General features: G+C 61.3%; 26 protein-coding genes. 13 read left to right on the top strand and 13 right to left on the bottom strand.

Going from position 1 to position 21,264, the window contains the following annotated elements:
• Positions 1–169: 169 nt before the first annotated feature.
• Together ACMGF5_RS23150 and ACMGF5_RS23145 are read left to right on the top strand one after the other, a co-directional pair.
• Positions 170–388 carry a type II toxin-antitoxin system HigB family toxin gene (locus ACMGF5_RS23150; RefSeq protein ID WP_414157277.1) on the top strand — a complete coding sequence of 73 codons (219 nt, stop codon included), beginning with the start codon at positions 170–172 and terminating at the stop codon, positions 386–388.
• Complete coding sequence (locus ACMGF5_RS23145) at positions 388–609, top strand: transcriptional regulator (protein ID WP_414157276.1); 222 nt, start codon at positions 388–390, stop codon at positions 607–609. The genes ACMGF5_RS23150 and ACMGF5_RS23145 overlap by 1 nt, the downstream gene beginning before the upstream one ends.
• Here the strand turns inward: ACMGF5_RS23145 and ACMGF5_RS23140 are convergent.
• The 4 genes from ACMGF5_RS23140 to ACMGF5_RS23125 all read right to left on the bottom strand — a co-directional run bounded on the left by ACMGF5_RS23140 (position 606) and on the right by ACMGF5_RS23125 (position 2,989).
• Positions 606–839, bottom strand: coding sequence for a hypothetical protein (locus ACMGF5_RS23140; RefSeq protein WP_414157275.1), 234 nt, complete (start codon positions 837–839; stop codon positions 606–608). The two genes, ACMGF5_RS23145 and ACMGF5_RS23140, sit on opposite strands and share 4 nt — an antisense overlap.
• Positions 836–1,165, bottom strand: a complete 330-nt coding sequence (locus ACMGF5_RS23135; RefSeq protein WP_414157274.1) for a hypothetical protein — start codon at positions 1,163–1,165, stop codon at positions 836–838. Before ACMGF5_RS23135 ends, ACMGF5_RS23140 begins: the two co-directional genes overlap by 4 nt.
• Positions 1,152–2,594 (bottom strand): primase-helicase family protein, encoded by a 1,443-nt coding sequence (locus ACMGF5_RS23130; RefSeq protein ID WP_414157273.1) that lies wholly within the window; start codon positions 2,592–2,594, stop codon positions 1,152–1,154. Before ACMGF5_RS23130 ends, ACMGF5_RS23135 begins: the two co-directional genes overlap by 14 nt.
• A gap of 140 nt (positions 2,595–2,734) precedes the next feature.
• A complete protein-coding gene (locus tag ACMGF5_RS23125; protein ID WP_414157272.1) occupies positions 2,735–2,989 on the bottom strand; it encodes a helix-turn-helix transcriptional regulator in 255 nt (84 codons plus the stop codon).
• Positions 2,990–3,227: 238 nt separating this feature from the next.
• On the opposite strand from ACMGF5_RS23125, the gene ACMGF5_RS23120 reads away from it, so the two are divergent.
• Positions 3,228–3,923: a tRNA (adenine(22)-N(1))-methyltransferase gene (locus tag ACMGF5_RS23120; RefSeq protein WP_046786026.1), complete on the top strand. Its 696-nt coding sequence runs from the start codon at positions 3,228–3,230 to the stop codon at positions 3,921–3,923.
• A 1-nt stretch (position 3,924) separates the two neighbouring features.
• Here the strand turns inward: ACMGF5_RS23120 and ACMGF5_RS23115 are convergent, their stop codons facing one another.
• Positions 3,925–4,194, bottom strand: a complete 270-nt coding sequence (locus ACMGF5_RS23115) for a DUF2790 domain-containing protein (RefSeq protein ID WP_115275533.1) — start codon at positions 4,192–4,194, stop codon at positions 3,925–3,927.
• 130 nt (positions 4,195–4,324) lie between these two features.
• Between ACMGF5_RS23115 and ACMGF5_RS23110 the strand changes: the two genes are divergently transcribed.
• From ACMGF5_RS23110 to crcB, 5 genes are all read left to right on the top strand, one after another.
• Positions 4,325–5,257 carry a LysR family transcriptional regulator gene (locus ACMGF5_RS23110; RefSeq protein WP_414157271.1) on the top strand — a complete coding sequence of 311 codons (933 nt, stop codon included), beginning with the start codon at positions 4,325–4,327 and terminating at the stop codon, positions 5,255–5,257.
• Positions 5,258–5,345: 88 nt separating this feature from the next.
• Entirely contained in the window at positions 5,346–7,601 is a 2,256-nt protein-coding gene (locus tag ACMGF5_RS23105; RefSeq protein WP_414157270.1) for a methyl-accepting chemotaxis protein, read from the top strand.
• A gap of 76 nt (positions 7,602–7,677) precedes the next feature.
• Positions 7,678–7,878, top strand: coding sequence for a DUF1289 domain-containing protein (locus ACMGF5_RS23100; protein WP_012314714.1), 201 nt, complete (start codon positions 7,678–7,680; stop codon positions 7,876–7,878).
• A gap of 76 nt (positions 7,879–7,954) precedes the next feature.
• A complete protein-coding gene (locus tag ACMGF5_RS23095) occupies positions 7,955–8,134 on the top strand; it encodes a DUF2986 domain-containing protein (protein WP_046786403.1) in 180 nt (59 codons plus the stop codon).
• On the top strand, positions 8,128–8,511 hold the full coding sequence (gene crcB, locus ACMGF5_RS23090; protein ID WP_115274644.1) for a fluoride efflux transporter CrcB: 384 nt from the start codon (positions 8,128–8,130) through the stop codon (positions 8,509–8,511). The genes ACMGF5_RS23095 and crcB overlap by 7 nt, the downstream gene beginning before the upstream one ends.
• Before the next feature lie 10 nt (positions 8,512–8,521).
• Here crcB and ACMGF5_RS23085 read toward each other — a convergent pair whose 3' ends face one another.
• From ACMGF5_RS23085 to ACMGF5_RS23060, 6 genes are read right to left on the bottom strand one after another with little or no spacing between them, the layout of a single operon-like run.
• Positions 8,522–8,905: a RidA family protein gene (locus tag ACMGF5_RS23085; RefSeq protein WP_046786030.1), complete on the bottom strand. Its 384-nt coding sequence runs from the start codon at positions 8,903–8,905 to the stop codon at positions 8,522–8,524.
• A 30-nt stretch (positions 8,906–8,935) separates the two neighbouring features.
• On the bottom strand, positions 8,936–9,631 hold the full coding sequence (locus ACMGF5_RS23080; protein WP_414157269.1) for a DUF3726 domain-containing protein: 696 nt from the start codon (positions 9,629–9,631) through the stop codon (positions 8,936–8,938).
• 2 nt (positions 9,632–9,633) lie between these two features.
• Positions 9,634–11,328, bottom strand: a complete 1,695-nt coding sequence (locus ACMGF5_RS23075; RefSeq protein ID WP_414157268.1) for a hypothetical protein — start codon at positions 11,326–11,328, stop codon at positions 9,634–9,636.
• A 27-nt stretch (positions 11,329–11,355) separates the two neighbouring features.
• Entirely contained in the window at positions 11,356–12,906 is a 1,551-nt protein-coding gene (locus ACMGF5_RS23070) for a BCCT family transporter (RefSeq protein WP_414157267.1), read from the bottom strand.
• Between the two features lie 55 nt (positions 12,907–12,961).
• Positions 12,962–13,948 (bottom strand): dipeptidase, encoded by a 987-nt coding sequence (locus tag ACMGF5_RS23065; protein ID WP_414157266.1) that lies wholly within the window; start codon positions 13,946–13,948, stop codon positions 12,962–12,964.
• Between the two features lie 13 nt (positions 13,949–13,961).
• Positions 13,962–15,404: an aldehyde dehydrogenase family protein gene (locus tag ACMGF5_RS23060; RefSeq protein ID WP_414157265.1), complete on the bottom strand. Its 1,443-nt coding sequence runs from the start codon at positions 15,402–15,404 to the stop codon at positions 13,962–13,964.
• Positions 15,405–15,499: 95 nt separating this feature from the next.
• Between ACMGF5_RS23060 and ACMGF5_RS23055 the strand changes: the two genes are divergently transcribed.
• Positions 15,500–16,393, top strand: a complete 894-nt coding sequence (locus ACMGF5_RS23055; protein ID WP_414157264.1) for a LysR family transcriptional regulator — start codon at positions 15,500–15,502, stop codon at positions 16,391–16,393.
• Positions 16,394–16,540: 147 nt separating this feature from the next.
• Positions 16,541–17,305, top strand: a complete 765-nt coding sequence (locus ACMGF5_RS23050) for a hypothetical protein (RefSeq protein ID WP_414157263.1) — start codon at positions 16,541–16,543, stop codon at positions 17,303–17,305.
• A gap of 94 nt (positions 17,306–17,399) precedes the next feature.
• Here the strand turns inward: ACMGF5_RS23050 and ACMGF5_RS23045 are convergent, their stop codons facing one another.
• A complete protein-coding gene (locus ACMGF5_RS23045) occupies positions 17,400–17,864 on the bottom strand; it encodes a hemerythrin domain-containing protein (protein ID WP_012314710.1) in 465 nt (154 codons plus the stop codon).
• Positions 17,865–17,904: 40 nt separating this feature from the next.
• The gene (locus ACMGF5_RS23040) at positions 17,905–18,762 is read right to left on the bottom strand and encodes an SDR family oxidoreductase (protein WP_115274645.1); all 858 of its coding nucleotides are present in this window, start codon (positions 18,760–18,762) and stop codon (positions 17,905–17,907) included.
• 103 nt (positions 18,763–18,865) lie between these two features.
• Between ACMGF5_RS23040 and ACMGF5_RS23035 the strand changes: the two genes are divergently transcribed.
• The 3 genes from ACMGF5_RS23035 to ACMGF5_RS23025 all read left to right on the top strand — a co-directional run bounded on the left by ACMGF5_RS23035 (position 18,866) and on the right by ACMGF5_RS23025 (position 21,179).
• Positions 18,866–18,988: a hypothetical protein gene (locus ACMGF5_RS23035; protein WP_256658422.1), complete on the top strand. Its 123-nt coding sequence runs from the start codon at positions 18,866–18,868 to the stop codon at positions 18,986–18,988.
• Positions 18,957–19,481, top strand: coding sequence for a hypothetical protein (locus ACMGF5_RS23030; protein ID WP_046786040.1), 525 nt, complete (start codon positions 18,957–18,959; stop codon positions 19,479–19,481). Before ACMGF5_RS23035 ends, ACMGF5_RS23030 begins: the two co-directional genes overlap by 32 nt.
• 150 nt (positions 19,482–19,631) lie before the next feature.
• Complete coding sequence (locus ACMGF5_RS23025; RefSeq protein WP_125923672.1) at positions 19,632–21,179, top strand: sensor histidine kinase; 1,548 nt, start codon at positions 19,632–19,634, stop codon at positions 21,177–21,179.
• Positions 21,180–21,264: the final 85 nt, after the last annotated feature.

The following is a 21,264-nucleotide window of genomic DNA, read 5'->3' as shown; positions in this document are numbered from 1 at the left end:
CGCACCCAGGCTTCGAGGCTAACCGTCCGTCGTACCTTCGGCGCGCAGTGCAACTAGCGGATACTATCTCTCGTATGGCGGGAGGAACCCTGTGCATGCGCGTAATCTCGAAGAAGCCCTTACGTGATTTTTGGGCCATGCATCCCGATGCTGAAACCCCACTCAGTGCATGGCACGAGCACATAAGGGGGCGACCTACAGCACCCCGCACGACATTCAGGCCGATTTGCCCAAGGTAAGCATCCTTAAGGGGAGCAGGGCAGTGTTCAATATTGGGGGTAACAAGTATCGGCTGGTGGTGTCTATCGATTATGACCGGCAGGCCATTTACGTGAAATTCGTGGGCACCCACAAAGAGTACGATGCGATTGATGCGGAGACAGTGTGATGTTTATCAAGGCGGTTCGTAGTGACAAAGACCTGGCAGCGGCGCTTGCGCGGTTAGACGAGCTATGGGGCGCCGCTGTGGACACGCCCGAAGGGCACGAGCTTGAGCATCTGATGGACATGGTTGAGCGCTATGAAGACGAGCACCACCCCGTGCCCGCCCCCAGCCCTGCTGCTACTGCAGAATTCCTTGCCGACCAGCACGGCAACCTTCACCACTAGAAGCCTTGGTAGTCGCTAGGTTCGCTGCAGGCGTTGCTATACGCCTTCTCCGCTTTGTCCTTGCTCGCCCTGTCCATCCTCTCCCAGGCGGTAGACTCTAGGTGCTCGCCGGCCAGGTGGCACAGCTCGTCGCGTTCTTCGGCGGCCTCCTGTGCCCAGCCGTACAGGCCGAGCACCACTACCGCCACCAGGCCGAGCTGCATGGCCCGGCCGATGATTTCGATGATCATGACTTTCTCCTCCACGCATCCAGCACGCCGATGCGGTCGAGATAGCGCAGGAAGTTGTGCGCCATGCCAAGGATTTGCGCCGGGGTCGGCGCGCCGTACAGCAGGTGAGCACCCATGTGCGCTGCGTGGCGCACCGTCTGGATGTGCTCGGGTGAGAGTTGGTCATCGACCTCGGCCAGCCATTTCAGATCGATGACCTCCATGTCATCGGCCACCCTGGCTGCAATGGCCAGCGGGCTGTCGCTGGCGACCACTTCGATGGCGCCCTTGTCCTGGCGCTTTCGATAGGCGCGCAACGCCGCTGCGCTGAAGTCATGCACGGCCATGGTCGGCACCTCCCTGGACAAGCGCTACATTGGGGTAGCCTGGGGGCGTGACGCCCTGGCCAATGTGCGCGTTGAACACCTTTGGCGACTGGGAATCCCAACAGCCAAAGTTGCGCCAGCACCATGCCTTGTCCGCCGCTCGTGTGGCCTTGGCATTGACCTGGCTGTACTCCAGCGCTCTGAATGCTTTGGCAAGGCTCACCGGGTCAAGTCGGAATCCTTTCGTCGCGGTCGGGTAGAGGGTGCCAAGCTGCTCGATGACCCCGGTGCAACGACCAAGATCGCGGTCAAAAGGCGCCTTGCCGTCCTGCACCAGCTCGTCGATGAAGGAGACAAGCGCGCTGCGCGCAGCATGTTGCATTTCGCGGCTGGCCTCGGTCTGTGGCACAGGTGCTTTCGGATCCCACTCGGCCGGGAACTGCCAGCGGGACAGCACGCCAGCCAGCAGCGCAGGTCCAGGCCCTGCCATCCAGGCGCCCAGCTCCTTGTAGTAACCAGGTTCTTTTGGCTGGGCGCTGCAACGTAGCACCAGCACGCGGCGGTCGCCTTCCATCAGGGGCAGGGCGTCGTCGTTGTTGGTAGTGACCACGTAGTGGGTGATGTTGCGGATATCCCGCGCAGCTTTGCCCTTGCCTTCGAACGATACCTGTTCCTCCGAAATCATGTTCTTGAAGCGCTCGTACCCGTCCGCCCTGTCAGACTTTGCCATTTCGTTCACGAACAGGATGCGCTTGTGCTCGGTCACATCGTCGAAAGACTTGTTGAGGCTGGCGCCGTTGCAAGTGCCGACCATCGAGTGTCCGAACACTTCCTTGAGCAAATCCCAGAGCATTGACTTACCCACACCACCGAACTTGGAATAGAGCACGATGGCACTCGGCAGCTTCACGTCGGGAGTCTGGTACAGCTGTGCCAACCAGTTCAGGAAGAACGCGACGCCGGCTTTGTCGCCGTCGCTGATGTACATCAGGTGGTTCAGGAAAATAGCGATGTCGTTGGGCGTAGCGGTCGGGTGCGGGGTAACCATTTCTTCCTTGAGCACAAACCAGCGGTTGTACACTTCAAGGTCGCAGTCCGACTCCGGGGTACGGGTAGGCTCCATCACGATGCGTCGGACTACACGCCGGCTGTCGATGTTGAAGTCAGGATTGCCCCACAACTCGCCAGAGTTCAGGCGCTTCTCGGTCGTGTTGCCGTCCTTGTCCGACTTTTCACCCTCCAAGGATCCGTAGTGCTTGGCACAGAAGTGTCGGAACCCCTTTTCGTTCAGCTGGTCCCCCGAGCGCTTGTGGTAGAACGGCTTGTCACTGGAGGATAGGAGGATGAAGTCTTCGGAAATCAGGTCCAGAGTCTCTTTGGACTCAGCGCTCCAGCGGATCCCGGCAGCGCGTGGTGCTTGGTCTTGGTTGCAGCTATCATTGGTTGACATCTGTTGTACCCCCTAGCCCGGCTGCGTGTGCGCGTTGTCCGGGCTTTTTGTTGCGTGATTGAAAACTTCATGTCCAACGCCAAGCGGACTGGGGGTGTCGCTGCGCTCTGACGGCACAGTCGTGGTGAAGCAAATACGGTTCATGCGGGTTCTGTAGGTGCCTGGGTGGGTTTCCTCTCCGCTGCGCGGGCGAGGATCCAGGCATCGACCTCGCTTTTCAGCCAAGCGATCTTGGCCGGCCGACCATCGGCACGCATGGAGAGCACCACGAACTGCGGGAAGCCCTGCAAACGCACCAGTGTCTGGCGTTCGAGGCCAGTCGCCTTCTCGACGAGGCGGGTGGGCAGCAGTTCATCGACGGTGCGTTGGCTTTCAGTGACTTCGGCTTGGCTCATCTTGGTCGCTCCCGCGCTGGTAATGCATTTGAGGGTATGCAATCAGGTGGCTTGCGCTGAGATCACCGTACTAGGCGGGGTGAGGTAGGCGAGGGTGCACTTGCGACGGAAGGAAAGCCGCAAGCCTACGCGAGCACGGCGCAGGGGTCGAGCCACAGGGCACCGCTTGGCCCGCGCGCATTGTAATACCGCGCCACGGCGGTCAGAATCGCGCCGATTGTTGAGCAAGGGGCTTGAGTTGAACGAACAGACATTGTCGATGCGCCTGGAGCGTGTGGCGGCGCATGTGCCGCAAGGCGCGCGCCTGGCCGATATCGGCTCGGACCACGGCTACCTGCCGGTGGCGCTGGCGTTGCGTGGCGCGATCGAAGCAGGTGTGGCCGGGGAAGTGGCGCAAACGCCTTATGCTTCGGCCCAGCGTAATGTACGCCGCAACGGCCTGCAGGAGCGCATCACCATCCGCCTGGCCGATGGCCTGGAGGCGATCCAGGCGCAGGACCGCATTTCGGCGGTGAGTATCTGCGGCATGGGCGGCGACACCATGTGCGAAATCCTGGAGCGGGGCAAGGCACGCCTGAGCGGCAGCGAGCGGTTGATCTTGCAGCCCAACGGCGGTGAGGGTGAGCTACGGGCATGGCTGATGGCCAACGGCTACCGGATCGTTTGCGAAGAGGTGTTGCGCGAGAACCGCTTCGACTACGAGATCATCGTTGCCGAGCCGGGCGGGGCGGTGGTCTACAGCGCCGAAGAGCTGTATTTCGGCCCGCTGCTGATGCGGGAGAAAAGCCCGGCGTTTGTCACCAAGTGGCAACGCATGCTGCGCCAGAAGCAGCAGACCTTGGCCAACTTCGAACGTGCCCGGGATGCGATCGCGCCACACAAACTGCAGGACTTTGCCAGGCAGGTTGGCTGGATCACCCAGGTGCTGGCCTGAATCACTGCTGCGAGCAGTTACCCATCTCCTGGTAGTTGACCTCGTGGGTCTGGCCCTGATGGTCGACATAGACCATGTGTGCGGTGCCCACCTGGCAATCGGCAATGTTGCTGGCCGGGGAGATCGACACCACTTTGGCTACATCCAGCGGCATGCCGTATTCGTAGTTGGCGCTGTCGTTGGCGGCCGGCTGGGCGGCGCCTGGGGCGGCCAAGGCGCCGAACGAGGCGAAGGTGGCAGAGAGCGCAAGCAGCGCGATCGAGCGTTTGATGTTCATGGCAGGCTCCTTCTTCAATGTTTTACCAATGATGTATTGTTTGGCTGTGCACAATAAATGGGCTAAGCCGTGATAGATTCCTGCCTGGAACGTACGAATAAGAACGAACAAGGAGCCGAGCCCCATGGACATGCTGCACGCCATGCGCACCTTCACCCGGGTAGTGGAGTGCGGCAGCTTCGCTGCGGCTGCCAATGCCCTGGACATTTCAGCCGCGCAGGTGTCGCGGATCGTCGCCGAGCTTGAGAATCAGCTGCAGACTCGCCTGCTGCACCGCACCACCCGGCGCTTGCGCATGAGCGAGGCCGGCGAGCGGTTTCTGGAGCGCTCGCGGCAGATCCTGCTGTTGACCGAAGAGGCGGTGGGCGAGGCGCGCGGCGCGCACCTGACCCCCCGCGGCCGGCTACGGCTGCATTGCCCGCACGGCCTTGGCCTGTTGCTGATGCCGCTGGTGGCCGGCTACAACGCACTATACCCGGAGGTGGTGGTGGAGCTGACCCTGTCCCAGCGCAACCCCGACCCGCTGGCCGAAGGGCACGATGTGGTGATCACCGTGGACGAAGCCTTGCCCGACTCGCAATTGATCGCTGTGCCGCTGGGCACCATCTTCAGCATCCCCTGCGCCGCGCCCAGTTACCTGGAGGTCCATGGCGTGCCCGAGCGGCCTGAAGACCTGCATGAGCATCGCTGCCTGCGCATGGCGTACCCGATGTATGAGGGCGACTGGGTGTTCCCGCTGGGGCTGGACCACTGCGTGATCGCGCCCCGCGACAGCTTCCTGACCAACGTTGCCGACGCGATGCTGGTGGCCAGTGAACTGGGCATGGGCATCGGGCTGTTGCCGTTCTACACGGCCAGCCAGGCGATCGAGCAGGGGCGCTTGCGGCGTTTGCTGGCGCCTTACCGTCTGCGTGAGTGTGCGCTGTATGCCATGTACCCGTCGCGGCACTATCTGGATGCCAAGGTGCGGACCTGGATCGACTATCTCAAGGAGCAGCTGCCGGCGCTATTTGCAGGGCATGAACAGATTGTCGATGACACGCAGTACTGGCGGTGAATGAGATCAGGTCCTGTGGCGGGCGACCCATATTGGCGCGGGTGGCAATTTCTGCACGTCATTGGTGCGAAGATGACGTACCGAGGGCATGGCTACCTGCCTAATCATTAGCTTGCATACGAGTTGGCTTATTATTTGCTGTCACTTTGCCATTGTGATGTCGCTTATGGTGAAGATAATGTCGCTCTCAAGTGGTTCCATGCAGTTGTCATCGGGTGAGAAGCATTGGCTGCCGTGGTTCGGAAAAACCGGCAAGCTCAGCATGCGCTGGTCCTGCGGGCTCAATCGATCGACTTATCCGGTCATCGAGCAGACGTTCGAAGCCATAGCCCAGACCCGCATGCAGTTGCTGCAAAGCTGGGCGAGAGAACAGTGGGAACACCTGGCGGAACTTGCTGAAAACCTTGGCCCGGCCCTGGCTCACGACCGCACGCCATTGCTGGACAAGCTCGCTCAAGCGAACGACTTCTCGGAACTGTTCATCATCGACACCAGTGGCACGGTTGTGTTGTCGAGTTGGGCGCAACGCAGTAACGGCCAATGCATCGGGCAACTGGGCGCCTTGGCCCAGGGGTTGAAGGCGCCGTTTTTGCACGGGCCCTACAGTGATCCGCTGACCTTGCAGATCGGCCCCTCGTCGTCGCGGTTTCACGACGAAGTGACACTGATGTTCTATCAGCCGCTCAAAGCGCAAGGGAAGGTCTACGGATGCCTCTGCGGTCGGGTGCCCAATGACGTATTGGGCGACCTGATCCAGCGCGAGGCCGGGCATATCTATGCCGAGTCCGGTGACAATTACCTGTTCATGGCGCAATCGCATTTCGACCCTGCTATCAAACCGGGTACCGCCTTGTCGCGCTCGCGTTTCGAGGACGGCACTTTCACCCACGGGGAAAACCTCAAGAGTGGGGTGCATACGCCATGGAGCACCGTGCAGGTCCAGCGCCATACCGAGCTTGAGCTGCGCTTTACCGACCCTGCCACCCGAGAGCTTCATCCAGGCGTGCGGGAAACCATCCGCCAGGGCGCCAACCTGTTCGTGACTTACCCTGGCTATTCGGACTATCGCCATGTGCCAGTGGTGGGCAAAGGCGTCACATTCCAGTTGCCGGGCTCGCCGGACCGGTGGGGCATGATGTGCGAAGCCGATCTGGAGGAGGTCTACCGGCGACGCTCACTCAGCTACGGGTTGATGAAGCCGTACATCGCGATCATGGCCGGCCTGTTTGGTTGCAACTTCCTGGTGCAGCACTACGCGGGCTTGGCGCAAGGCATCAACGATGCGCTGCTGGCCGTGAGCATGCTGGCTGCCACACTGCTTTTCAGTGCGCTGGGGCCAAGGCGGCTCGCTGCCAGGTTCAATGGCATGACCGATGTACTGCGCACCATCGCCGAGGGCGAGGGCAACCTGCGCCAACGCCTGGACACCACGACCATGGCCAACGATGAAAGTGGCGACATGGCGCGCTGGATCAACAGCTTCATCGACCGTCTGGACTCGGTGGTGGGCCAAGTGGTCAAGGCCAGCCGCACGGTGGGCGCCACCAACCAGATGATGCTGGGGCGCAGCCACGAAGCGAGCGTCACCTCCACCGAAGTGGCCGAGGCGGTGCACCAGATGATGATCATCATGGAGGAGCAACTGGGCGAACTGCAGCAGGCTTCGGTCAGCGCAGAGCAGATGAAGCAGGCGATGGACGAGGTGGTCAGCCGGGCCCGTGAGCAGTACCTGGCGGTGCAGGCGGGCACCCAGTCGATTCGGGATGTGGTAGCGCGTTCTTCTTCCAGTGTGCAACTGCTTGACAGCAGGATGGCGCAGATCGGCAACATCAGCGGGCTGATCAGCGACATCACCAACCAGACCAACCTGCTGGCCCTCAATGCCGCCATCGAGGCCGCACGCGCGGGTGAGCATGGCCGGGGCTTTGCGGTGGTGGCCGATGAAGTGCGCAGCCTGGCTTCGCGCACGGCGCGCGCGGCCGACGATATCCGGCACATGGTCGAAGGCCTGCAGAATGAAACCCAGCAAGCCGTCAGTTTCATGGAGGAGGGGGTACATAACGTCGATGACAGTTTGCGCCTGGCCGAAGATGCCTCTTCGGAGAACGTACAGTTGCACCTGGCGGTAGAGAGCATGTTCCAGATCATTCAGCAGCTCAACCAGCGCAGCCTGGCTTATGGCAAGACCATCGAGCAGGTCAACCAGTCGTCCAGCGAAATGCGCCAGACGGCGGTGGTGCTGCAGAGCAGTGCCGAGACGGTGAAGGCCAATGCCAGCAAGCTGCAGAAGCTGGTCGGGCAGTTCGAGGTCAGCAGCGATACCGACAGGGCCGCAGCGGCTTGAGGGCCTGTGGAGCGCCCTGTTCTCGGCGCATCTGGCCGTCGTGCGCTATCATCCGCGGCCAGAACCGGAGCAGCCCATGGCCAAAGACATCGAAAACCCCTGCGTCTCGCTTTGCCAGCTCAACAGCGAGCTGTGCGTGAGCTGTGGCCGAACCCGTGAGGAAATCCGCAAGTGGCGCGGCATGAAACGCCCGGAGAAGATGGCCACCGTGCAGCGCGCTGCGACGCGGATGAAGGCCATCGTCAAGAAAAACGCCAAGCGCCAGGGCAACGAGTGATTCACCCGCGCCCCCAGGGCCTGGTTCCATCATTTATGATGTGTTCTACCTGATCAACCCCGTACCGAGTGGCACCATGAACCGTCGCAAGAAGATCAAGCAGTTGCTGCAAGCACACCAGAAAAAGGCCGCCGCCAAGCTGGCACCGCGAAACAAGCCTAAATACATCTGCAAGGCCGATCGGCTGAAGCTGGCGGCTGATGCCGGTACCGAATGCCTGCCAGTTCTTTGCCCGGAGCGCGACACTGTATGTTGAAGTCGCTATTGGCCATCGGGATTGGTGCCATGGTCGGTGCCTGGCTTCGCTGGGGCCTGGGCATGAAGCTCAATGCACTTTTCCCCGCTGTGCCGCCAGGTACCCTGCTGGCCAACCTCCTTGGTGGCTACATCATTGGCTTGGCCATCGCATTCTTCTCCGCATCGCCGTCGCTCAGCCCCGAATGGCGCCTGCTGCTGATCACCGGGTTTTGTGGCGGACTGACCACGTTCTCCACTTTCTCCGCAGAGGTCGTGTCTCTCATCCAGGAGGGGCGTATTTCATGGGCTCTGGGCTCTATCGCTTTGCACGTCACAGGTTCCTTGCTGATGACCGGGGCAGGGTTGGCGACGTTCTATTTCATTAGCGGGCGCTAAGGAGCAGCGCTCAGCTTCTGTCCTGCACGCACGCATGGACGACCAGTTCCACGAGCATTTCCTCGCGCGCCAGCCCTGCTACCACGATCGCCGCCCGGTTGGGGTAAGGCGCCTGGAAGTACTCGGCGTAGATGCTGTTGACGTTCGCCAGGTAACTGCGGTCGGTAACATAGATCAGTACCTGGGTCACGGCATCCAGCGAACTTCCGGCTGCCTCCAGGGTATGGCGCAAGTTGTCCAGGGTTTGACGCGTCTGGGCATCAATGCCCCCCGCCACCACTTGCCCTTTGGCGTCGATGGGGATCTGCGCGGTGTACAGTGTGCCGTTGCCGACCACGGCCCATTCCAGCGGCGCCTTGGAGGCGTACAGGTCAGTCTTGATTGCGTATTTCATGGGTGTGTATTCCTGGGGTAATCGAAAGGGTCAGTCAGCATCGTTGCCACCGCCGGCGCCGTGCCGGCGTGACGCTTCGGTGCTTTCGACCAGAACCTGGTTGGCAAACTGCTTGAGCCGCTGCCAGGTGTGCTCGCTGACCGTGAAGCCCTGAACAAGCGCGTCTGATGAGAGCGCGACATGTGGCTGCGGGTGGGTCGGCCGGTTGAACACGACTGTGATGCTTTGCTCCATCGCGGTGCTTGCGCAGGGTTGATCTACGCTGCGCAACTCGGGGCAGGCGGCGCCTGCGTTGAAGCTGGCCTGGTGTTGCTGGCGGGCATCGCCCCAACAGGCCTGCACCTGCAGGCCCAGTTGCGCGGCTCGGCTCAGATAGCCCAGCAACAACAGGCGGTTGTGGCAGTGCTGGATGCGCAGCACTGCCTGGCCAGCGCGCAGTGCCTTGCTTTGTGCCAACGCCACGACGGTAGCCGCGCAGCGCAAGACGCTCTGGCCTTGGGCGTCGATCACCAGCAGGGCACTGTCTTCATGGCTGAGGGCATAGGGCCGTTCTGCTTCGCGGTCCAGGTAGTCCAGCGCCTTGGCCAGTGTGCCTACACCGTCCAGCCCCTGTAGTTGCAACCAGCCGACCAGCTCGGCGGCGTCTTCACAGTCCCCGGCGGCAAAGCCCATGCCTTCGAAGGCCTTGCGGCACATGACCTGGATTTCATTGAGCGACACTCGCATGGTCAAAGGCCTCCTTGCGGCATGACGGCAAAGTTCCAGTCGTCGGTGAACGGCTGCCCGATCTCGCTGACCAGCGGTGCCCCCTGGAAGAGGGTAATGCGTACCCAGCGGCTGGACTTGGGGTCGAACTTGCCGGCGCCAAAAAACGCCAGCTTGCAGCGCAGCAGGTGGATGGGCAGCATGTCCCGCGCCAGCAGGTTGGCGCGGATCTCGCCATAAGTGCTCTGCGCCATCCCTTGCAGGCGGCGCACGGTGCCCTTGAATGCCGGCTGGGCGATCAGGAAGTGCGCGGTCAGTGCCTGGGGTTGGGTGCGCAGGTGCGCGAGCAGCGCTCCATGACACCGCTGGATGTTGCGTGCGATGCCCAGTTGCATTTCCTTCTCGGCGCCGGGTTCTTCGCTGCGCATGCCCAAGCGTGGTTCCTCCTTTTCGGCGGAGCGATACCAGAAGAAATGTTGGGCGTCGATGTCGTCGAGGTCGTAGGCCAACGCCCATGCGTAGCGTTGCTCGATCAGTGCCCGCAGTTGCACCAGTGGCATCTCTGCGTCCAGGCGCCAACCTTCCTCCACACTCATGTGCTCGGCCAGCGGTGTGACCTGTTCGGGGTACAGCTCCAGCAGCAGGCTCACCAGCAGTTCCTGGCAGCCCAGGCCCGCATGTGCCTGGCTCCAGCCCAGCAGGCGAGGCCAGAGCCCCTCGCTGCAGGGTTGCCGATCAAGCCAGTCGGACAGCGCCGCCAGCTCCGCCAGTGTCTGTTGGTTCTGTGCTTGCTGGCGAGTATCTTCGGTCAGGGTCTGGGAAAGGTGTTGGCTGGCCCGCGCCAGAAGGTGCTGCAGGCGCGCGAGGCAGGCCGGTTGCGGCGCTTGCGCAAGCACCCGTGCCAGGGCGGTTTCGCGTGTGCTGATCCAGCGTTCGATCAATTGCGGGTGGTTGATCAGAAATGGCGCCATGCCCAGCCCGGTCGCGTTGCCGACGCCCAGGTAGCGCTGCAGTTCGGTGGCCAGTGGCACCGCCCGTTGCGGGTTCAGGGCGCGCGCCATGTGCTCGACCTGCTGGATGCTGAAGTGGCGTAACAGGTATACGGTGAACATCTGTGCGCTGAACGGCTGATTGAAGTCCGGGTTGCGTTGAAGGCAGGCGAAGTCGGCAATGCCGAACTTGCCGTTGCCGTACACGGCGGTAGTGCGATACAGGTAGCCGACCTCGGCCAATTGGCACGGATCAGGCTGGTTGCCTTCCGCCAGCGCCGCCAGGAACTTGTCGAAGTTGCGCAGGCTGCGGTTGGCCCGCGACAGCACCAGTACGCGGGCGTCGAAGCGCCCGGCTTCCTGCAGGGGCACGTTGCGCTGCAAGTCGGCCAGTTGCTTATCGTCGACATCGCCGGCAACCAGCACGAAGCTTACATCCCACTGGTCGGCGATAACCCGGTCGCTGCGTTTTTCCGGGGGCAGATAGGCCGAGAAGATCACGCAATGGTAATGGGCGTTCGGTGTTTCTATCCGGTAAATGGCGGTGCCAAAGCCTGCACCGTCCAGGTCGAAGCGGGTGCGCAGGACTTGCCAGCGCTGGTTCATCATCCGCCGCATGCTGCTGCGCACGAAGCTCAAAGGGCTCTGGAATTGGCTGCCCAGCCGCGCCAGGTCCATGACCTGTTCGGCCGGGCGTAGCGCGGTCATTGCAAAAGCGGGTTTGGACATTGTTGTTGTACCTGCATGCATCATGATTCAGACGCCTTGTTCACGGGCCATGTGCCGGGCGATACGCACCGCATCCCACAGCGCCGGCAGGATCACCAGCGATACCGGCACGGCGGTAATGACGATAAAGGACTGCAAGGCCGTGACCCCACCTGCACCGATGGTGATCAGCACCACCGCTGCCAGGCCCATGCCAATGGCCCAGAAGCCGCACAGCCATTTCTTCGGCTTGTCGTTGCTGGACATCGCCAGGGCTACGGTGAAGGCCATGGCGTCGCCGTTGGTGGCTACCGAGATGAAGCTCAGGAACAGGAACAGTGCACTGATCAGGCCACCCAAGGGCAGGTTTTGCGTCACGCCCAGCAGCAGGTCTTCAGGCTGGGAGCCATGGGCAGTGACGATGCCGGGTGTCTGCAATTCCAGGCCGATGCCTGTACCACCGACCACAGTGAACCAGAACATGGTCACCAGTGGCGCGATGATCGACAGCGTCATGATGATCTCGCGAATGGTCCGGCCCCGCGAGATCCGCGCGACGTACAGCGCCACCATGGGTGCGTAGCCGATGAACCAGCCCCAGTAGAACACCGTCCACCAGTCCAGCCATTTGGGGTCGTCGCGGAACAGGGTCATGGGGATGAACTGCTCCACATGCAGGGCGAAGGCTTCGGGGAAGCCGCCGAGTATGAACAGGGTCGGCCCGAACACCACCATGAACAATGCCAGGCCGATCATGAGCCACACGTTGATCTCACTGACGAACCGGATGCCTTTCAGGCCTACCAGGCAAGACACGGTGTACATCAGCGTGACCAGGACGATGGTCAGCGACTGGGTGAGAACATCGTTGGGCACGCCCCAGACGGCGTGCAGGGCACTGCTGATCTGCAGGCCGAGAAAGCCAATCGGGCCGATCGTGCCGGCAACCACCGCGATTATCGATGTGGCGTCGGCCAGGGTGCCGATCGGGCCCTTCAGTGCGCGTTGGCCGAACAAGGGGTAGAGCAGTGTGCGAGGTGCCAGTGGCAGGCCCTTGTCGTAGTGCAGGTGCATCAGCACGATCGCCAGCAGGCTGCCGAGCACGGCCCAGGCCAGAAAGCCCCAGTGCACGAAGGCCTGTGCCAGCGCTGCGGTGGCTGCCGCTTCGCTGTGCGGTTGCACGCCTGCGAACAACGGCGGCGGGCTGGCGAAGTGCATCAGTGGCTCGGCCGCGGCCCAGAAGGCGCCGCCGCCTGCCAGCAGGGCGCACATGATCACCGCGATCCAGTTGAAGGTGCTGATGTCTGGGCGCTGGGTCACACCGCCCAGACGCACCCGTCCGCAACGGGTGAAACAGATGCCCAGGCTGACGGCAAACGTCGCTAGCATCAGTAACTGCCAGTACAGGCCAAAGAACCGGGTCGACCAGCCGAACAAGGTGTTGACCAAGGCCGAAACCGCATCGATGTCGACCAGCGCCGCAAGCAGGAATGCACCGAGAAAGCCGCCGCTGATCAGGAACAGCGGCCAGTCGATGTCCCGTGCCAGTGGCAGGCGCAAGTCCTGGCCGTCGGCCGGCAGGGTGGTAGGGTTTTTCATGAAGCCTCCGGAGCCTGCAATTGTTGTTATTGTTGATGCTGTCCGTGCAGTGGGCTCAGATGGGCGCCGTGGTGGCGCTCTCCAGCAGGCGCAACCAGTTGAGCCCCATGATCTTTTCAACGTCCTGCTCGGCAAAGCCCCGGGCACGCAGGCCGTGGGCGATGTTGGGGAAGTCGCGGCTGTCGCGGAACCACTGCAAGGGTGCCGGCCAGTTGGCGTTGTCCTTGGAGCCTTCGCCGTAGTCCTTGTCCTTGCTCCAGCGGCCGTTGCGCATCCATTCGAGTACGGCCAGCGGTTGCGCCTGACACAGGTCGGTGCCGATGCCGATATGCTCCACACCCATCAGGTCGGCGGTTCGCGCCACCATGTCGCAGAAGCTTTCCAGGCTGCACTGCGAGGCGCCCTTGAGGTGAAAGGGGTAGGTGCTGAAACCCAACAGGCCACCGGATTCGGCGATGCCGCGCAGTACCGCATCGGACTTGTTGCGCTTGGCAGCATGGAAGCTCGCCGGGTTGGCATGGGAAATGATGACCGGCCGGCTGGACAGCTCGATGGCCTCCAGGGTGCTGCGTTCGGCACTGTGCGACATGTCGATGAGCATGCCGACCCTGTTCATTTCGGCGATCACCTGGCGGCCGAAACGGCTGATGCCATTGTCTTGGCGTTCGTAACAACCGCTGGCCAGCAGGCTTTGGTTGTTGTACGTGAGCTGCATGACGAACACCCCCAGTTGGCGGAATACCTCGACCAGGGCAATGTCGTCTTCGATTGGCGAGCAGTTCTGAAAGCCAAAGAAGATACCCACCCGGCCTTCCTGTCGCGCCAGGCGTATGTCGGCGGCCGAGCGCACCGGGCGAATCAGCTCGGGCCAGGTCTCGAAGCGGCGGTTCCATTCGCCCAGGCGTGACAGCGTCTCGCGGGCATTTTCGTGGTAGGCGATGGTGGCGTGTACGGCGCTCAGGCCACCGGCCTGCATCTGCTGGAAAATCTCCGGGCTCCAGTTGGAATACTGCAGGCCGTCGATCATCAGGATGTCGCTCATGGTCTGAACTCCTTCAGGGCCGCAGGTAGGTGGTTTTGACCACGGTGTAGAAATCACGGGCGTACTGGCCCTGTTCACGCGGGCCGAAGCTTGAGGCTTTGCGGCCGCCGAACGGGACGTGGTAGTCGGTGCCGGCGGTGGGCAGGTTGACCATCACGCAGCCGGTCTGGGCACGGCGCTTGAAGGCGCTGGCGTAGTGCAGCGACTGGGTGATGATGCCGGCGGTGAGGCCATACTCGGTGTCGTTGAGCGTTGCCAGTGCTTCTTCGAAGTCGCGGACCCGAATCACGCAGGCAATCGGGCCGAACACTTCCTCGCGGTTGATGCGCATGTGGTTGTGGCTGTTGATGAACAGCGCAGGGCGCATGTAGAAGCCGTCGGTTTCCAGTTGCAGGCGTTCGCCGCCTTCTATCAGGGTGGCGCCTTCGGCTTGGGCCAGGCGCAGGTATTCCAGGTTCTGCTCAAGTTGACGCGCCTCGGCCACCGGGCCGATTTGCACCCCGGCCTGCAGCGCGTGGCCAACCTTGAGCTGGCGCATGCGCAGGCGCAGGGCCTCGACGAAGCGGTCGTGAATGGCGTCGCAGACGATCAAGCGTGAGGAGGCGGTGCACTTCTGGCCGGTACCGTAGAAGGCACCATTGAGCGCGCAGTCCACGGCCAGATCAAGGTCGGCGTCTTCCATCACCACCAAGGCGTTCTTGCTGCCCATCTCCAGCTGGCAACGCACCAGGTTGCCGGCGGTGGCGACCGCCACGTGCCGGCCGGTCTGCAGGGAGCCGGTGAAGGTCAGGGCACTGATGTCTGCGGACTGCACCAGGGTTTCGCCGACGCTGGCACCGCTGCCCATGACCAGGTTGAAAGTGCCGGTTGGCAGGCCTTGGCGGCTGATGATTTCGGTCAGCGCCCAGGCGCTGGCGGGTACCAGATTGGCCGGCTTGAACACCACGCTGTTACCAAAGGCCAACGCCGGAGCGATCTTCCAGGCCGCCGTGGCCATGGGAAAGTTCCACGGAGTGATGATGCCAACGACACCCACGGGTTCACGCAGTACTTCAATCTCGACACCTGGGCGCACCGATGTGGCGGTTTCGCCCATCTGGCGCAGCACTTCGGCGGCATAGTAATGGAAGAACTGGCCGCTGCGGTTGACTTCGCCGATGCCTTCGGCCAGCGGTTTGCCTTCTTCACGCGAGAGCAGTTCACCGAGCTCCTGTTTGCGGGCGATCAGTTCGTCACCGATGGCCATCAACACCTGCTGGCGCGCTTCCAGGCCGCTGGCGGCCCATTTCGGTTGCGCGGCGCCGGCTGCCTGGATGGCCTGGTGAGCCTGGTCGGCGCTGGCCTGGTGGTAGTGACCGATGAGGTCGCGGGTGTCCGAGGGGCTGTGGTTGGCGAGGGTGGTCGGCCCTTCGCACCACTGGCCATCGATGTAGTTCTTGTAGGTCTGGTGTGACATGGATGAACGCCTCTGTTTGCCTGGCAATCATCTTGCGAGCAATATGAGGCAAATAAAAATTAATAAAAAAAATGCTTTGATAAGGATTGCTAACCATGTTGCCCGAGCTGAAGATCACTCAGTTGCGCTACTTCGTCCTGGTCGCTGAATTGAAAAGCTTCCACGCCGCTGCCCGTCAGGCCTGCCGTACCCAACCCGCGATATCCTTGGCAGTGCGTGAGCTGGAACAGAAGCTGGACCAGGCGCTGGTGGAGAAGGGCGGTGGCCGGGTTGAACTGACGCCTTTTGGCGAGCATTGCCTGCCGCTGTTTCGCAGTTTGCTTGAGCACCATGACCGCATTGCCCGCGAAGCGACCTTGCTGGCCCGTCACGAGATCGGACAGGTCAGCATCGCCACCGTGCCGTCAGTTGCCAGCCGGCTGCTGCCGGCGCCGCTGGCGCGTTTTGTAGCCGAGCACCCGAACGTGCAGGTCAGCATCCAGGACGGTACCGCCGAAAGTGTGCAGCAACTGCTGGCCCAGGGGCTGGTGGATTTTGGCATCAGCAGCCTGTGGACGCTCGATGAGCAGATTGCCTTCGCGCCGATCATCAATGATCAGGTAGGCGTGGTGTGCCGGGCCGATCATCCGTTGGTCCAGGCTGAGGCGACGTTGCACTGGTCGCAGCTGCAAGGGTTGCCGATGATCCGCAATGGCACGTCGCGGTTGCTTGAGGGTACCGATGCAGAAAGCCTGCTGGCGCACAGCCGGCTGTTTGTCTCCAACATGATTTCGCTGATTGCGATGCTCGAAGAGGGTGTGGGCATCAGTACCTTGCCGTATCTGGCGTTTCCACAAGAAAACGAACGGCTCGCGTTCCTGCCGTTGGCTGAACCCAAGGTCGAGCGGCACATAGGCATGCTCACTCGTAAGGGGCGCAGCCTGTCGCCGGCGGCTCAGGGATTGATGATGTTCTTGCAGGGGCAGATGCACTTGGCTGGCACAAGATGACCCTGTGCGTCTGCAAGCCCTTGGTACAGGGCAGTCCGCTAAAAACCTGAGTAAAGCCACACCGGTTCCATTAGCATGAGGTGCCGATCTGTCGCCTGCCAGGCGCGATAAGCCCACTCCTGTCTTTTGAACCCGATGCCGCCCTCAATGACCGCCTTCTACCTCAAGTTCCTGATCACCCCGACCCTCATGCTGGCCATCTCGCTGGCAGCCAGGCGCTGGGGTACCCAGATCGGTGGGCTGCTCTCCGGGCTGCCGGTCACCTCGGCCCTGGTCATGTTGTTTCTCAGCCTCGAACAGGGGCCTGGTTTTGCGTTGCAGGCGGTGCCTGGCGCATTGGCGGGGTTGGCCGCCGTACAGGCAACCTACCTGTTCTACTACCTGGTGACCCGGCATGTGTCCGCTTTTATCGGCTGCATCACGGGCGTGGCGGTTTACGCGGTCACCGCCTTTGTAATGAGCCGCTTGGGCATGGTGACGGTGTCAGTCGGCGTGACGTTGCTCCTGCTTACGCTGATCATCATCCTTACCTCGAACAATGCGCAGGCCGGTGCCGCGAAGGTTGTGCCGCTGCCTCGCTGGGTGATCCCCATGCGCATGCTCACGGCAACCCTGCTGTTGGTGGCGATCACTGCCAGTGCCCAATGGCTTGGGCCGGTGGCCAGCGGCCTGCTGGCACCCATCCCGGTGATTGCCTGGCCGCTGGCGGTGTTCGCCCATGTTCAGGGCGGTCACCAGGAGCTGGGTGCGATCGTGCGTGGCAATGCCATTGGCGCTGTGGGGGTGTTGGGCTTTTACCTGGCGGTGAAAAGCTCGATCGAGCCGCTGGGTACGGTACCGTCCATTACTGGCGCAGTGGTGCTGGCCGTGCTGGCAACCTTCGTGTTGGCAAGAATGCTAGGCAAACGTTGAGGCCAGGGCAGGCGTATGGGGCCATAGTCCTGCCCGCGGCTCCTTGCAGCATCTGCCAGTGGCATTTCATGCCTTTTGCTTGGCTGCTTTGAATTCAAGCGGCACGCTGCTCACCCTTGAGCATCTTTTTATGCGCTTCCATGGCTTGGCCCATTTCTTCCAGCAGATCTTTGCTCAGCAGCTTTTTCGCCGTGGGAAACAACTCGTCCTCCTCTTCTTCGATATGGTGTTCAAGCAACTCTTTCATCACTTTGACGCGGCCTGCGAATTCGAGGGTGCCGGTTTCGGTGTGCAGCAGGTCCGGCAACACCAGCGCATCGACCGTGCGGTGTTCCTCTTTTGCCTCGTAGTACATCTTCGCTTCTTCCTTGCCCCCGGCTTGTTTGATGGCCGGGTACAGGATCTCTTCTTCAAGCGCGGTGTGGATCTGCAACTCCTGCTCGATCCGATGCAGGAGTTCGGCACGCTTCTTGACGGCGCGCTCGGTGGTTGAAGACAGTTCGTCCAGCAGCTTTTTAACCAGTTTGTGGTCTTGAATCAGTAGATCGATAGCGTTCATGGTGCACCTCATCGCGGTTGTGGAATCACGGCCTTGCGGGTCAAAGAATGGGTTTGCCGCCCGTAACGGCATAGCGTGAGCCAGAGATGTAGCTGGCCTCATCGGAGCCGAGCAAGACGTAGATCGGAGCTACCTCAACCGGTTGGCCCGGCCGGCCCATCGGATAGCTCGACCCGAAGTTTTTCACCGCCTCATCGGGCATAGTGGCAGGGATCAGTGGGGTCCAGATCGGGCCTGGTGCCACACTGTTGACCCGAATCCCTTTGTCTCCCAGCAATTGGGCCAGCCCGGCGGTAAAGTTTGCGATGGCGCCTTTGGTGGTGGCATAGGCCAGCAGTTTGGGCGATGGGTCATCGGAATTGACCGAACTGGTGTTGATGATCGAACTGCCTTTGGGCATCGATGGCAGCGCCCGCTGGCAGATGCGGAATATGGCCGTGATGTTGACGTCGAATGTCATTACCCATTCGTCATCGTCGATCTCATCGAGGCTGTCGTGCGCCATCTGAAACGCGGCGTTATTGACCAGAATGTCGATACGACCAAACTGCTCCACGGTCTTGTCGACGATGTCGTAGCAGTGCTGTTTGCGCGCCAGATCCCCGGGCAGCAGCAGGCATTGCCGGCCAGCGGCCTGGACCCAACGGGCGGTTTCCTGCGCATCGTCGTGCTCATCAAGGTAGGCGAGGGCAATGTCTGCGCCTTCGCGGGCGTAGGCGATGGCGACTGCACGCCCGATTCCGCTGTCGGCGCCAGTGATCAGCGCTATCTTGCCGTTGAGTCGGCCGTTGCCGGTGTAGGTGTGCTCGCCACAGTCCGGGGAGGGTTCCATCTTGCGCTGCGAACCCGGGACGCTTTGCGGTTGTGAGGGAAACGGAGGGGTAGGGTAGTCACGCATGGTGCAAGCTCCTGCAGTTGGAAGGCTCATACCTGTTCGAAAGATGTGACAAGGGTTTGTTGGACGGGATCCGGTGTTTGAACGACGGACGGTTGGCCTGGGCATGGCGACTGAATTTTCGTTGTGCGCGCTGTTCTACCGCTCAAGCGCCTACCGCCACCCGGTATGGCTCAGCGAACACCAGGAGTCGCCACGTGCCTCGAATCATCACCCCTACCACCCCTGAACACGAGATCGATGAACACAATGCGAGGATGTTCGGTTCGCCTAAGGAGCGGCTGGACTTCTACCGCAGGGAAATTCAGTACGAGACCACCATCCTGGCCAACCGCACCGATGCCTACCTGGCCGCCCAGTCGTTTCTGGTCATCGCTTACGTGTCGTCCATGGGCAACCTGAACCAGAGCTGGGGTGAGATGTTCACATTGCTGGTGCCCGCCTTTCTCGCATTGCTGGGCGTGATGAGTACGCTCAATGCATGGCCTGGCATTCGCGCGGCCTATCGGATCATCGATCACTGGCAGCTCAAGCAAAGCCATCTTCTGCTCAGTGAACCCATGATGGGCCTGGCTTATGACGAATCTCCGCTGTTTTGCGAGGCGGAAACCTCCCGTGCAGGGCATCGCAAGTCCCTGCTTTTTTCGCTGCGTACGCCTTGGATCTTTCTTGGGTTCTGGCTGTTGCTGGGCAGTTATTCGGTTTATATCCAGCTTGCATGATCAAAGCGCAGGCAAGGGGCATGCGTACATCAATGTTGGTGGTTGCACCGAAGCGATCAGCGGTGTTACACCAGATCTGATGTAGCCTACGGCCGTTTCTGCAAAGGCTAACCTTAGAACGGCATTTCTCAGCGCCCTGGAAGACTATTGATGCAGCAGCTGCCCCCTGACGAGACCATTCGTGCCGCACTCAGGAAATCCCAAGCCCGGCTGCACAGGCAGCACGAGCTGGTGGTCGAGTACGCGGTCATGTCGCTTAAATCCACCAACCTGGATGACGTGCTTGACCAGGCTTGCACACTGGTGGCCAAAGGCATGCACACCCGATTCGCCAAGGTCCTGATGCCGATTCCCGATAGCGACAGGTTTCTGCTGTCGCATGGGGTAGGGTGGGATGAGTCCGATATTGGCCACGCGACAGTGGGGGCCGACGAGGCCAGCCCTGCCGGGTTTGCCATTCAAACCTATCGGCCTGTGATTTCGAACCACCTGGGCCAGGAACAGCGCTTCAGAACGCCAGAATTGCTGAAAAAGTATGGTATCGAGCGTGCCATCAACGTGCCTATCAGGGGCGCATTGATGCCGTTTGGGGTACTTGAGGCAGACAGTAGCGATGGTGAGGATTTCATCGAAAGCGATCTGGTGTTCCTGGAAGGGATCTCCAACGTTATCTCCATGGCGGTTGAGCGGCTGACCGCTGGGGATGATCCTCAGCTGGCCGACCCCTATTCGGAAAGCATGCTCAACGCCAGCCCGGACTGTGTGAACGTGTTGTCCAGCAGCGGTCACATCGAGTTCATGAACGACGCCGGGTTGGCGTTGATGCATATCGCCGACCTGGCAGAGATCAAAGGGCAGCCATGGTTGCAGCTTTGGCCTGCCGAGTCGGGCCCGGTCGTCCAGGAGGCCTTGGAAAAAGTCGCCAGAGGCGAGTCGACCCGCTTCGAAGGGTTCTGCCCTACCGGTCAGCAGGCGCCTAAATGGTGGGATGTCTCCGTTGCCCCCGTGTTGAACGCCGATGGCCAGGTCGAAAAACTCATTGCGGTATCCAGGGACATCACCGAACGGCACCATTATGAGGCTCAGTTGCTGTCGCTGATCGATGCACAGAACTCCAGGCTCAACAAGAACGACCTGCACCTCGAAGAAATCCATCACCGCGTCAAGAACAGCCTGCATCTGGTCAATACCCTGTTGCTATTGCAGGCGAACCTGACGCCGGATGCCGCGGTCAAGCTGCAACTGGAAACGGCAGCGGGTCGGGTTGTGACCATTGCCAGCGTGCATGAACGGCTCTATCAGACGGCCGATCAAGAGGTGCTTGCCGGCGACTACCTCGGAGCCTTGCTCGGTGACCTGGGGAGGGCACTGGCCGACCGGAAGATCGTCCTTGACGCTGACGCATTCACCCTGCTGCCAGCAAGAATGGCGCCGTTGGGCCTGGTCATCTCCGAGCTGATCACCAATGCCTTGAAATACGGCAAAGGCACCATCGAGGTCAGCGTGCGGGATGCAGGTGACCACGCGTTGATCACCGTCACTGACGAGGGTGACGGTTTTCCCGAAAATTATCCCAAACCTAGCGGAACGGGCCTTGGCATGCGGCTTGTCAGAAGTTATTCAGGCTATGGCAGCTCGGCGATCTCGATTGATGGGGGCACAGATAAAAGCACCATTCACGTTCGCTTTAAACTCTGATGTTCAGGCGCGGTGGAGGTATGCCTGGAGATCTTCGCTACCCTTGACTCGAGCGCCGCCTGCGTGGCGCCCGATCCCGCAAACC

This window comes from Pseudomonas sp. BNK-15 (genome assembly GCF_047456105.1).
GTDB classification, from domain to species: domain Bacteria; phylum Pseudomonadota; class Gammaproteobacteria; order Pseudomonadales; family Pseudomonadaceae; genus Aquipseudomonas; species Aquipseudomonas putida_E.
The sequence above is the reverse complement of the archived record's forward strand: the minus strand, read 5'-3'. Positions and strand labels throughout refer to the sequence as shown.

Bases quoted from the DNA above. Each gene is read 5' to 3' on its own strand.
- ACMGF5_RS23070 (WP_414157267.1), bottom strand. From the start codon at position 12,906: ATGAAAAACCCTACCACCCTGCCGGCCGACGGCCAGGACTTGCGCCTG.
- ACMGF5_RS23080 (WP_414157269.1), bottom strand. From the start codon at position 9,631: ATGCGAGTGTCGCTCAATGAAATCCAGGTCATGTGCCGCAAGGCCTTC.
- ACMGF5_RS23050 (WP_414157263.1), top strand. From the start codon at position 16,541: ATGACCGCCTTCTACCTCAAGTTCCTGATCACCCCGACCCTCATGCTG.
- ACMGF5_RS23150 (WP_414157277.1), top strand. From the start codon at position 170: ATGGCACGAGCACATAAGGGGGCGACCTACAGCACCCCGCACGACATT.
- ACMGF5_RS23075 (WP_414157268.1), bottom strand. From the start codon at position 11,328: ATGTCCAAACCCGCTTTTGCAATGACCGCGCTACGCCCGGCCGAACAG.
- ACMGF5_RS23035 (WP_256658422.1), top strand. From the start codon at position 18,866: ATGGCGACTGAATTTTCGTTGTGCGCGCTGTTCTACCGCTCAAGCGCC.
- ACMGF5_RS23025 (WP_125923672.1), top strand. From the start codon at position 19,632: ATGCAGCAGCTGCCCCCTGACGAGACCATTCGTGCCGCACTCAGGAAA.
- ACMGF5_RS23085 (WP_046786030.1), bottom strand. From the start codon at position 8,905: ATGAAATACGCAATCAAGACTGACCTGTACGCCTCCAAGGCGCCGCTG.
- crcB (WP_115274644.1), top strand. From the start codon at position 8,128: ATGTTGAAGTCGCTATTGGCCATCGGGATTGGTGCCATGGTCGGTGCC.
- ACMGF5_RS23140 (WP_414157275.1), bottom strand. From the start codon at position 839: ATGATCATCGAAATCATCGGCCGGGCCATGCAGCTCGGCCTGGTGGCG.
- ACMGF5_RS23055 (WP_414157264.1), top strand. From the start codon at position 15,500: ATGTTGCCCGAGCTGAAGATCACTCAGTTGCGCTACTTCGTCCTGGTC.
- ACMGF5_RS23060 (WP_414157265.1), bottom strand. From the start codon at position 15,404: ATGTCACACCAGACCTACAAGAACTACATCGATGGCCAGTGGTGCGAA.
- ACMGF5_RS23125 (WP_414157272.1), bottom strand. From the start codon at position 2,989: ATGAGCCAAGCCGAAGTCACTGAAAGCCAACGCACCGTCGATGAACTG.
- ACMGF5_RS23135 (WP_414157274.1), bottom strand. From the start codon at position 1,165: ATGGCCGTGCATGACTTCAGCGCAGCGGCGTTGCGCGCCTATCGAAAG.
- ACMGF5_RS23095 (WP_046786403.1), top strand. From the start codon at position 7,955: ATGAACCGTCGCAAGAAGATCAAGCAGTTGCTGCAAGCACACCAGAAA.
- ACMGF5_RS23100 (WP_012314714.1), top strand. From the start codon at position 7,678: ATGGCCAAAGACATCGAAAACCCCTGCGTCTCGCTTTGCCAGCTCAAC.
- ACMGF5_RS23105 (WP_414157270.1), top strand. From the start codon at position 5,346: ATGGCTACCTGCCTAATCATTAGCTTGCATACGAGTTGGCTTATTATT.
- ACMGF5_RS23045 (WP_012314710.1), bottom strand. From the start codon at position 17,864: ATGAACGCTATCGATCTACTGATTCAAGACCACAAACTGGTTAAAAAG.
- ACMGF5_RS23065 (WP_414157266.1), bottom strand. From the start codon at position 13,948: ATGAGCGACATCCTGATGATCGACGGCCTGCAGTATTCCAACTGGAGC.
- ACMGF5_RS23130 (WP_414157273.1), bottom strand. From the start codon at position 2,594: ATGTCAACCAATGATAGCTGCAACCAAGACCAAGCACCACGCGCTGCC.
- ACMGF5_RS23040 (WP_115274645.1), bottom strand. From the start codon at position 18,762: ATGCGTGACTACCCTACCCCTCCGTTTCCCTCACAACCGCAAAGCGTC.
- ACMGF5_RS23145 (WP_414157276.1), top strand. From the start codon at position 388: ATGTTTATCAAGGCGGTTCGTAGTGACAAAGACCTGGCAGCGGCGCTT.
- ACMGF5_RS23110 (WP_414157271.1), top strand. From the start codon at position 4,325: ATGGACATGCTGCACGCCATGCGCACCTTCACCCGGGTAGTGGAGTGC.